This window comes from Armatimonadota bacterium, assembly GCA_013359125.1.
Taxonomy (GTDB): Bacteria; Armatimonadota; Fimbriimonadia; order Fimbriimonadales; family GBS-DC; genus JABWCR01.
In genome coordinates, this window is record JABWCR010000005.1 from 115,372 (window position 1) to 125,806 (window position 10,435).

At 59.2% G+C, this 10,435-nt stretch carries 9 protein-coding genes; 4 read left to right on the forward strand and 5 right to left on the reverse strand.

Translation table 11 applies throughout. The features are described from left to right. Positions 1-37 precede the first annotated feature (37 nt). Together HUU60_04305 and HUU60_04310 are read left to right on the forward strand one after the other, a co-directional pair. On the forward strand, positions 38-2,227 hold the full coding sequence (locus HUU60_04305; protein ID NUL81933.1) for an FAD-dependent oxidoreductase: 2,190 nt from the start codon (positions 38-40) through the stop codon (positions 2,225-2,227). Then, a complete protein-coding gene (locus HUU60_04310) occupies positions 2,224-4,209 on the forward strand; it encodes a S9 family peptidase (GenBank protein NUL81934.1) in 1,986 nt (661 codons plus the stop codon). The genes HUU60_04305 and HUU60_04310 overlap by 4 nt, the downstream gene beginning before the upstream one ends. Here HUU60_04310 and HUU60_04315 read toward each other — a convergent pair. The 3 genes from HUU60_04315 to HUU60_04325 form a co-directional block, all read right to left on the reverse strand. Next, entirely contained in the window at positions 4,206-5,291 is a 1,086-nt protein-coding gene (locus HUU60_04315) for an EAL domain-containing protein (GenBank protein ID NUL81935.1), read from the reverse strand. The genes HUU60_04310 and HUU60_04315 overlap by 4 nt on opposite strands. 81 nt (positions 5,292-5,372) lie before the next feature. After that, positions 5,373-5,972 (reverse strand): hypothetical protein, encoded by a 600-nt coding sequence (locus HUU60_04320; protein NUL81936.1) that lies wholly within the window; start codon positions 5,970-5,972, stop codon positions 5,373-5,375. A 54-nt stretch (positions 5,973-6,026) separates the two neighbouring features. Further along, entirely contained in the window at positions 6,027-6,524 is a 498-nt protein-coding gene (locus HUU60_04325) for a hypothetical protein (GenBank protein NUL81937.1), read from the reverse strand. A 194-nt stretch (positions 6,525-6,718) separates the two neighbouring features. Between HUU60_04325 and HUU60_04330 the strand changes: the two genes are divergently transcribed. Continuing rightward, positions 6,719-7,483 (forward strand): prepilin-type N-terminal cleavage/methylation domain-containing protein, encoded by a 765-nt coding sequence (locus tag HUU60_04330; GenBank protein NUL81938.1) that lies wholly within the window; start codon positions 6,719-6,721, stop codon positions 7,481-7,483. A gap of 3 nt (positions 7,484-7,486) precedes the next feature. Here HUU60_04330 and HUU60_04335 read toward each other — a convergent pair whose 3' ends face one another. Both HUU60_04335 and HUU60_04340 read right to left on the reverse strand, forming a co-directional pair. Next, entirely contained in the window at positions 7,487-8,449 is a 963-nt protein-coding gene (locus tag HUU60_04335; GenBank protein NUL81939.1) for a S1/P1 nuclease, read from the reverse strand. A gap of 10 nt (positions 8,450-8,459) precedes the next feature. Continuing rightward, the gene (locus HUU60_04340; GenBank protein NUL81940.1) at positions 8,460-9,263 is read right to left on the reverse strand and encodes an ABC-2 family transporter protein; all 804 of its coding nucleotides are present in this window, start codon (positions 9,261-9,263) and stop codon (positions 8,460-8,462) included. A gap of 45 nt (positions 9,264-9,308) precedes the next feature. Here HUU60_04340 and HUU60_04345 point away from each other — a divergent pair, with 45 nt between their 5' ends. Then, entirely contained in the window at positions 9,309-10,157 is an 849-nt protein-coding gene (locus tag HUU60_04345; protein ID NUL81941.1) for an HDOD domain-containing protein, read from the forward strand. The last annotated feature ends 278 nt before the right edge of the window (positions 10,158-10,435 follow it).

Genomic DNA, 10,435 nt, shown 5'->3' on the forward strand with positions numbered 1-10,435 from the left:
GCGGTCGGTCGAAGCGATCCCAAGGTCTCAGAGTCGGGTGGCGTTGTTTTGGATCAACGATCCCGGGCGGCCTGCAAGCGGATTTACCGTCTATCTGGACGATCATGCGGTCGCTCAGCTGCCGCCCGAAGCGACCCTCCATCACTTCGACGGCTTGCAGCCCGGAGAAGCCCGCTCCTTCGGCGTTCAGGCGACCTATGCGGATGGAGAGAAGTCGCCCCTTGTAGCGCGAACCGATAGAGCATACGCCCGATTGCCTGACCGTTCTAACTACGATGTCTTGGTGATCGGCGGCACGTCTGCCGGGGTGGGCGCGGCGATCACGGCGGCGCGACTGGGGCTCAAGGTCTGCTTCATCGAAGAGACCAACCGTTTGGGCGGGATGATCGTGAACGGCGTGGCCGTAACCGATGTGCGCAACCCGGCCCGAATCAGCGGCCTGTTCGCCGAGTTCCGCGATAGAGTCAAGGCCTACTATGGCGGCAACGAGACCGGCCTCCGGTATGAGCCTTGGGTCGCCAACATGATCATCAAGCAGATGGTTTACGAAGAGGCGAACATCGATCTGTTTTTCGGCGTTCGGGCGACCCGGGCTCTGAAACGCGGCGCCGCTGTTATAGGCGCTGAGGCCGTAACGCTGGCAGACGGTCGAAAGTCGCGGATCGATGCGGAGATGACGATCGATGCGACGATCGAGGCGGACTACTCCGCATCGGCGGGCGTCAAATATCGAGTCGGACGCGAGCCGCGCACGCTCGAAGAGCCGCACGCGGGGGTGATTTACTACGACCGTTCGACCGACACCCGACTGCCCGGCAGCACCGGCCAGGGCGACCGTCGTTTGCAAGCCTATGCGATGATGCTGTGCGTCAAAGACTACGGTCGACCGGTCGGGCCGACCGAGCCGCCGCCCGGATACGATCCGCGCAAGTATCGCCAGGCGCCCGCCTGGGATCAGAGTTGGAACGCCACCAGCGGGCGATTGATGCTGAACAAGTTCGAGATCAACCAGCATCCTCACGGCTCCGACCTTCAAGAAGTCAACTATAACTGGCCTTGGGCGTCGCCCGAGGAGAGAGCGCGTATCTACGAGATTTACAAGAATCATGTGCTGGGGTATCTGCACTACATTCGCACGGTACAAGGCAAGCCGACCATCTGGCTGGCGGACGACGAGTATCGCGACAACGATGGCTTCCCACCGACTTTGTATGTTAGAGAGGCGCGCCGCATTGTTGGGATCACGGACTTCAATCAGTTGGACGTGATGCAGGCGCGTCAACGGCCCCATCCCGACAGCGTGGCCGTGGGCGATTATGCTATGGATTCGCACGCCGTTAGAGTGAAAGACGACGAAGATCTGCGACACATGGGCGAGGGCGAGTTTTGGATCTTTCAGTACACGCCCTGGTATCAAGCGCCCTATGGCGCGATCGTGCCCAAGGGCGTGAGCAACCTGCTCGTACCGTCCGCAGTGTCGGCCACGCACGTCGCCTATGGCACCTTGCGCATGGAGCCGGTGCGGATGACCCTGGGACAAGCGGCGGGAATTGCGGCCTACCTTTACAAGACGACCGGGCGCCAGCCGGCCGAACTCGATCCTGCAGAGGTTCAGCGCATCTTGACTCGGTTTGGCGTCTATTTGACCTTTTTTACCGATGTCGCCGCGTCTACCCGCCACTTCGACGCGATTCAGTTTCTGGGAGCGCGGGCTTACTTTCCGGAAGATGCGTTTAATCCAGAAGCGCCCCTGACCCGGCAGGAGGCCGCCCGACTCCTCTGGCTTCAGATAAAGACGCTACGGCCAAACATCGAGAGCGACCCTTACTACGCTTCGAGCTACTTTGACGTTACGATCTACCATCCGCAAATGGGCGACCTAGCGAATCTGACGCGCTTGGGCGTTACGCCGTTGCCGGCCAACCGTCGATTTCGACCTGCCGAGAACACGTCCCGGGCCGACTGGGTTCTCTGGCTTGCCAACATGATGGATGTGTTGTCTCCCGGATGGCGGCAACCGGACGCGCCCAATCCCTACGAGGACGGCGACAAACACGCGACTCAGCTTCATCGCTTGGGGGTCGGATCGTTGCTGTGGGACGGGGCAGACGCCATGGGCCGATCAGGGTTGCAGTTGAGACCGGACGACCCGATCAGCCGCGCAGACGCCGCCGCATCGCTTTACTGGCTATACTTAAGGGCCGGACAGGAGGCAAAAAAACAGTGAAAACGCCGCCGACTACTCGACGCGAAGAGTTCAAGGAAACCGTTCACGGGGTCGTTATCGAAGACCCCTATCGATGGCTGGAAGAGCAGAACGCTCCCGAAACCCGCAACTGGCTTGCCGAGCAAGATCGCTATCTTCATTCGATTTTGGACCCTCTGGCTGGCAAGGCTCAGCTTCTAAAGAGGCTTGAAGAGCTCGCCCGATACGACGCCTTTTCGGTTCCCACTCAACGCGGCGACCGCCTCTTCTATAGCCGTCGCAATGCGAACGAAGAACTGACCCGCTACTGCATGACCATTGGCCGCGGGCGCGAGAAGACGCTTTTGGACCCCCATCCGCTCAGCCCTGGGCTGACGACTACCTACACCGTTCACGATTACAGCAACGATGGGCAGAAGCTGCTCTTTGGCGTGCGCGACGGCGGTGCGGACGAAGTGGACGTGCGCCTATTGAACATTGACGATCTTCGAGAGCAACCGGCGCTGCCGGCTGCCCGATACTTGGGCGTTTCTCTCTCGCACGACAACAAAACGATCTACTTTGCTCGGCGCGAAGGCGATCTGCACAACGTCTATGCTTGCGACATCGGCGGGCGCGAGCGCAAGATATTCGAGCATAGCTACGGCAAAGAGACGGGTCTCAGTTGCGGGCTGTCAGAAGATGGGCGATGGTTGGTGATCAGCGCGTGGACCGGCTGGTCGCAAACGGACATCCATCTTTACGACACGGCGACTGGCAAGACGATCCCGGTCGTGGTGGGCGAAAAGGCGACCTTCTCGCCACAGATTATCGGCGACCACGTCTTTATCCTAACCGACCAGCGCGCGCCCAATCGAGCGATCTATCGCGCACCCATTAGCGACCCGCGACGCGCTAACTGGCGTCGGATCATCGACGAATCGGACCAACCGATCCAGAGCATGGACCTTTCTGCCGGTTGGATTTGGCTGGAGTACATGAAGGACGTTACCTCCCGCGTCGTGCGCTTTGATCCCGACGGCAAGCCATCCGGCGAGCTGAAACTGCCCGGAATCGGCTCTGCTTCTGGCATCTCTGGCCGCTGGAACGACCCTTGCGCTTACTTTACCTTTACGACTTTCTCGGCTCCGCCATCCATTTATCGCGTTGATCGCAAGAGCCTTAATCCAAGCATTTGGAAGCGACCGAACGTCAAGCGATTGCCCGCCATGGAATCGAAGCAGGTGTGGTACCGTTCGAAAGACGGGACGCGAGTGCCTATGTTTATCGTGCACAAGAAGGGTTTGAAGCCGAACGGGGACTCGATGACGATCCTCGAAGGCTACGGCGGGTTTAACTCCAGCCAGATGCCTTTCTATGCCGGCAGCCTTGCGCTGTGGTGCGAGTTGGGCGGCGTCTATGCCCTGCCCTCGCTGCGAGGCGGCGGCGAATTTGGCGAGGCCTGGCACAAGGCGGGGATGCTGGACAAGAAGCAGAACACCTTTGACGATTTTATCGCGGCGGGCGAATGGCTGGTCGAAAACCGCTATACCAAACCAAGCCGCCTGTCCATCCGAGGCGGCAGCAACGGCGGCCTGTTGGTCGGGGCGGCGCTCACTCAGCGTCCGGACCTGTTTAGAGCGGTGGTCTGCACGGTGCCCTTGCTCGACATGCTCCGATACCATCTCTTTTTAGTCGGCCGGTACTGGGTGCCCGAATACGGCTCGGCGGAAGACCCGGAGCAGTTTAAGTACATCCGTGCCTATTCGCCCTATCACAACGTTAAGAAGGGCGCGCACTATCCGGCTGTGATCTTCATCACTGGCGACTTGGATACCCGCGTCGATCCGCTCCATGCGCGCAAGATGACCGCCATGCTTCAGTGGGCGTCCGCTTCGGGCAGGCCGATCGTACTCCATTACGATTTAAAGTCCGGCCATTCGGGCGGCAGACCGTTTAAGAAGGTGATGGAAGATCGGATCGACGAGATGCTGTTCGTTCGCTGGCAGCTTTCTCAAGATTAGGCGGCCATCGGCAATTCGCCTTGATCGATCAGTCCCGGCTTTGGGGGCGGCAGGGCGGCCTCGGCAAAGAGCGATCCTTGCACGAAGTCTGCCCCGTTGCCGCGCATCCAGGCCCATTCGGATTCGGATTGTAGCCCGGTGGCGATCGTGCCGATCCCTTGCGAGCGGGCCGATTCGATCAGCCTCGCGGCGCTTTGAGCCTTGAAACCGTCCGAATGGACGTTCTGGCAAAGTTCCTCGTTGAGCGACACAAAGTCGGGCCGAGCCTGCCGCAAAATCTCTAGGGTGCCCGCACGGGCGCCCATCTGGCCCAAGGCGCACCGCAGACCGACATTGCGAAACATCCCCATCATCGCGACCATGGCCGGCCAATCGACGGCGTCGTCCGCGTTGAGCGCGGTCATCACCAGCGTATTGGGCTGGATGCCGACCTCTCGCGCCGTTTGGACGACGTGCTTGGCGAACTTTTCCCCGCTCTTGACGTCGTCTGAATGGAAACCGAGGAACAGAAAGTCTGATACTTGGTGCTGCGTCGCCAGTTGGAGCGCTGTTGAAACTCCGGCTGAGTCTAGCTCGCCAACGGAATCGGACGCCCGTGCCGCTGTGATCAGTCGGTTGGGCAAGATCAACTCGCCGTTGTGACCGACACCTCGCAGAACGGCTTCGAACGCGAACGTCTGATCGGGCGAATCGGCATAGACGATAGGCTGAAAGTGCGCCGTCAATCGCTGTCCGCGGGTCATGTCGTCCAGCCAGTCGCCGCGCAGTTTGCCGATCAGCGACGACAAAGGCTCCATTCGCATTAAATCGGAGAAGTTTGGCTGCGAGCCTGCCGGCATTGCGAGCGATTTTGTCTCTCGAAGTTCCGAATCGCTCAAGAAGTCCGGCAGTTTAGCACAGAGCGAATCCAAAGCCCCCGGCCCCAGAGAAACCGCAAATATATCCCCTGCCATCTCTTCGAACTGCGCGTTTGATTGTTGCAAGAAAAAGCGAAGCGCATCGCGCATGTGGCCGTTGGCCGGCGCAATATAGAGCACCGTCTCGCTCGATCGGCCGTTCCCCGCAAAGTTCTCTTGATGCATCGTTTGCCCCCAGTGGAGTTTCGCGCCCTATGCGATTTTTCCATTGGGGCGAGGCATCATCGGACATCGAAAAGTACGGGTTTAGATGCCCAGCGCCTGCTTGATCTGAGGGTATTGGTTCAACAACGGCCCCAGCATCGCGCCCGCCGCTGGGTTCTGTCGCAAGAAGCTCTGAACCATTTTCTTTAGATCGGTGGTTTCCTTGGTCGTCAGTAGAACGAGCGCGTTGTTGCCGGCCGTTTGCTCGACGGCCACCATCCACTTGCCTTCCTCGGTCTTTTTCATGTGGTAGTTCACGTTGATTCTGCGGCTCTCCCCCGACTTGGACTTGAGATTGAGCGTCGTATCGACGACAGACGCATGCTCTTCGGTCTTGGCTTGACCGACCGTAAACGAATCGACCGACTCCTCTCTCATACCTTGATAGCCTGGGAAGATGAGCGCGACCGGCTCGTTGGCCCCGATCGCGCTACCGAACTGATTGAGAAAGAGGCTGTTGCGATCGGCCAGCTCGTTGACCGTTGCTTCGTCGTTGTTCTTGGCCGCGGTCAAGAATCGCGTCAAAGCGTGCTCGGGGGTCTTGGCCTTGACAAAGAACACATACCCTGCATAGCCCAGTCCGCCCAAAAGCGCAATGAGCAGCACAACGACCAACGCCTTGCCTTGGTTTCTTCGCTTCATGATCATCCCCCTTGTTCGCCGTTTCTTTTCGCGCTTTGGCGCGATAATCCTGCGCTACCATGCAAAGCCGAACGCGATCATCATGCGACTAAACCCGACCGTGCCAACGGTCGTCCACCAATCGCTAGCCGTGTAGGTGAGCAGCCCGTGCGACAACTTGCCGTCGTTGAGCAGGACTAACTTAATGCGTTGGGCAACATCGATGGTCGCTCCGACCGGTACGCCCCATTTCCTATCGTTCTCCGAGTAGTTGATCGAGAAGTAAGGCGAGACGGGCGAGTTCGGAATGGTCTTTGCGATGGTTGCATAGTAGGCCAAGGTTCCGACTTCTGAATAGATTCGGTCGCTGCTGACGCCGAGCGAGACCAGCGGCAGCCGATCCGTCTCCTTGAGCAAGTCGTAATTCCCTCTCAGCCAGTTGACTTCTTCGGCGGCAGGATTGAACTCGAATCCCCATATCAGCCGGTCATTGAACCTACGGTCGTAGGTAACGCGCCAGCGAGGCCGCTCTGCCGGTGTATCGACAAAGCGGATCGACAGCGTGTTGGTCATTTCAAGGTTGCCCGAACCGAGCAACTGGCCTTCGCCCGGTCACCCAGTTCAGCTAGGAGGCGCGGCGTTCTGCGCTTCGGCTCCCAGCACAACGGCCAGAAATGCGGTTAGAATCCAAAACTTCACAGCGCGAGAGCATACCCTATGCGCGGCATTGGGGCTATAATTAGAGTTAAATTGGAGGTCGTCCTATTATGAACCGTAAAGGCTTTACGCTGATCGAACTGCTGGTCGTCATCGCGATCATCGCCATTCTGGCGGCCATTTTGTTCCCCGTCTTTGCGGCCGCAAGAGAGAAAGCGCGGCAATCGCAGTGCGTTTCCAACCTTCGGCAGTTGGGCATCGCCTTTCGTGCTTATGCGACTGATTGGAACGACACCCTGCCCGGCGGCGCTCCGGGAGACCCTCACAACTATTTTCCGAACAATAATCAAAGTCCCGATTGGTGGCGCATTGGTCAGCGATGGGGCATAGACGGCCACTGGGTGCCCGCTCGATGGGTCTATACGACCGCCAACACGCAAGACTACGACCGAGCGCCGATCAGTCCCATTTGGCTGCAGGTGAAGGGCCCCGAAGCGGGCGCGCTCTTTCCCTATGTCAAGAACCGCCAGATCTACGTCTGCCCGTCCGAGAAGCGGCCTGAGAAGTTGCTGAGCTACTCGATGAACTTTCGCATGAGCTTCATACCCGACGGCCGGGTGCAACGGCCATCAGAGGTCGTCTTATTGGTGGACGAGCAGTACACGGTCAACGACGGCTTCTTCGTGCCGCCTCCGTCCGACTGCCCCAGCATCGCGCACAGCCGAGGCTCGTCGTTCCTTTTCTACGACGGCCATGCCAAATGGAAGCACGTGGGACAGGGCGCGACGTTCGGCAACTGCCCGCAACAGTTCAGCGATCCCAAAATGTATTGTCCGTACCTGCCATTCCCTTGGGACGGTCGCTGCACGCTGTAGCGCTTAGTCCGGCCAAATCGATCTGAGAATTTCGGCCAGACGATGCCCCGCCTTCGCCAACTGATTGCGCGAAGTCGTTGCGGCGAACTGGGCATACGCCTCTTGGCCGCCTTCTATCTGAATCTTGAAGCGATCGGTCGTACCGGGTCGGAACGCTGGGTTTGTCGGGTCTAAGCGCACGGGCGCATAGGCATATCGGGATAATCCCTGCCCCTCCGTCGCCCACAGTTCCGGCCAACTCATTGGATCGCCTTTGGACGCAGGCTGCCATCGGGCATATCGATAAAGGTCCATCGCATAGGCTTGGGCCGTCCGGCCCGCCATCGCTCGCTCGACCGCCGGACCATCCCAATAGAGGTGCAGGTTCTGATTGTTCGGCAAGATCAGCCGGTTTCCGCCCATATCGTGCTCGCCGTTCGCCAGCATGCCCACTAACAGCGCTTTGCCGTCCGATCCTGCCGTCAGGTAACCGCATCCGACGTGCAAAGGCTGATGCATGTCGCCTACATAGTGCGCCAACAGACGCAGCGCCTCTCGCTTGGAGAACCGGCTCGATTCGCCCCGCAATACTGCGATGCACGCCTTGGTCATCTGGACGATGTCGCCTCCGTCCTCTCGCACGCCTGGGCCAGTGTCGGGCCGAGTTCCCGGCCATCCCAGGCGATAGCCCGGCGCGTCTAAAGGCAGATTCACATAGTGGTAGGTGCTGTGATTGGGATTGCGATCCACAAACGCCTTCGCCTCCGCGTTGGCATCGACGAACGAGCGCTTCTTGACCTCGTCCGCCCAGATTGCGGCATCGGCCAGCATTTCGCCCGGCGCCAGTATCTTCCGAACCTCTGTCGCCGCTCGCGTTCCGGCCAAATGCTTCTCGGCCAAGTAGCCGACTGCTTTGTGTCCATCGTCCCAATAGCCCCACGACGCGCAGACTGCGATCCACAATCCGACTGCAAACCAAGTTCTCATCTCAACTCCCTCACATTCCGATTCCGCTGTACTCCTTGAGACCCTTTCGCCATAGAAACAGAGCCAAGAACACGGCCAACACCAGCCAGACAATTTGACCCAGAATCGAGTACCAGATCGCGTCTCCCGTGATCCGACCGACGGCAATCTCTACAGGCACCGCCGTAACGTAGCGGAACGGTAAGGCGGCGGCCAGAGCCTGCATCCACGGTTGCATCAGCTCGATAGGTGCGACCCAGCCCGACAGCATGTAGGCCGGCACATAGTAAAGCCCGTAGACGCTGTAGACCTCGTGAAACCAGAACGCCAGGCTCGATAGGCTCATCGCGATCCAAAACGAGACGATATGCCCCAAGAACAGCGAAAGAAAGAACGGACCCGCATTCGTCAGCACGGTCGCGTCCAACCGATGCCAATGGTAGAGCGCGAACATCCCGACGAGCGGCACCAGCATCACGCCCCGGATCAATCGCCAAGTGAAGTTTCGCACGAACATGGCATAGAGATAAGGGATGGGCCGTACCAGCCATTGGCTGATCACGCCTTCCTTGATCTCAAACGAGATGTCCCACATCAGATGGCTGACTGCAAAATTGGAGGTGATGGCCAGCACCAGGTAATACATGACGAACCCAGAACCCGTAAATCCGCCTATTTCTGTGCGGTCCCCTAATGAGGCAAGCCATACCAGGGGCATAATGAAAGTATTGGTTACGTCCGTTAGGATCCAAATGACCATGCTGGCGCGGTAAGCCAGCGTATCTTGCAAGTATGCGGAAAGCAGGGCGCGCGTCTTGCGCAAAGCAATGGACATCGAGGCAATTTTACCTATAGGGCAAGGAGCGAGAGGGATCTCACGATGGATCGACACTCATTAGCAATCAGAATAGCCCGTACCCCCAGCCTGGGCATGATGCCGACCGTTACAATCCAAATATTGAAACTGGCCGACAACCCAAGGGTCAGCGCCAAACAGCTGGCCTCCGTGATGGAACGAGAGCCGAATCTGGCCGCCAAGCTCCTTCGCGCGGCCAACAGTACCTATTACGGCACCGGCGCAAAGGTCAACACGCTCTCTCAGGCTATCACCATGCTGGGCATCAATACCGCGCGTTCGCTGGCCGTGGCACAAGCTTATCAACAGGCGACATCGGGCAAGCCCGGAGCGGCTCTGTTCGACAGAAACGTCTTTTGGCAGCACTGTTTGGCCACCGCGACCGCGGCGCGCGTATTGGCCAGACTGAAGAGGCTGCACGACCCGGAACTCGCCTTTATAGCCGGGATGCTGCACGATAGCGGACGCATGGCGCTCGACCGATTCATGCCGTTCGAACTCGACCGCGCTATTCAACTCTCGATCGAGACCAACATCCCCCTGATCGAAGCCGAGCAAGAGGTCATGCAGTTCGATCATACCGATGTCGGCGTGATGCTGGCCGAACAATGGGGGCTGCCCGACCAGTTGAAAGAGGCGATCGAGTTCCACCATCAAGAAGTCGCCTATGAAGAAAACCCGTTAGCCTGCCTGATCCGAGCGGGCAACGTGATCGCGCACCAGCTGGGCTTTGCGCTGGGGATGCCGAACGCCTATGGCGAGGATGATCCGATCTTCGAGGCTCTTGAGCTTCCTTCCGAACAGATCGAACCCCTAGCCCGCGCGGTCGAGACCGACGTCCTGCGCACGATGGACCTCTACGCCGCGGCTTAAGCCGTGCGGCATTGCCCTCCGATGAACGGGAGGGCGAGCGTCCCCGCGAGCCGAAAGACGGAGCGCCGCCCTTCCGGGCGGCAGGCCAGGCGGAAGGTTCCAAATCGTTCGGGAGGGCGAGCGTCCCCGCGAGCCGAAAGACGGAGCGCCGCCCTTCCGATCAGCGTCCCCGCGAGCCGAAGAACCGGGCTTACGGGCAGGTCGTGCCGAACATCCAGAGCACGAGGGAAAGGTCCGCGTCGTCCACGATCCCGTCTTCGGTTACATCGCCGTCTCTA

Bases quoted from the DNA above. Each gene is read 5' to 3' on its own strand.
- HUU60_04330 (NUL81938.1), top strand. From the start codon at position 6,719: ATGAACCGTAAAGGCTTTACGCTGATCGAACTGCTGGTCGTCATCGCG.
- HUU60_04345 (NUL81941.1), top strand. From the start codon at position 9,309: ATGGATCGACACTCATTAGCAATCAGAATAGCCCGTACCCCCAGCCTG.
- HUU60_04335 (NUL81939.1), bottom strand. From the start codon at position 8,449: ATGAGAACTTGGTTTGCAGTCGGATTGTGGATCGCAGTCTGCGCGTCG.
- HUU60_04315 (NUL81935.1), bottom strand. From the start codon at position 5,291: ATGCATCAAGAGAACTTTGCGGGGAACGGCCGATCGAGCGAGACGGTG.
- HUU60_04325 (NUL81937.1), bottom strand. From the start codon at position 6,524: ATGACCAACACGCTGTCGATCCGCTTTGTCGATACACCGGCAGAGCGG.
- HUU60_04340 (NUL81940.1), bottom strand. From the start codon at position 9,263: ATGTCCATTGCTTTGCGCAAGACGCGCGCCCTGCTTTCCGCATACTTG.
- HUU60_04320 (NUL81936.1), bottom strand. From the start codon at position 5,972: ATGAAGCGAAGAAACCAAGGCAAGGCGTTGGTCGTTGTGCTGCTCATT.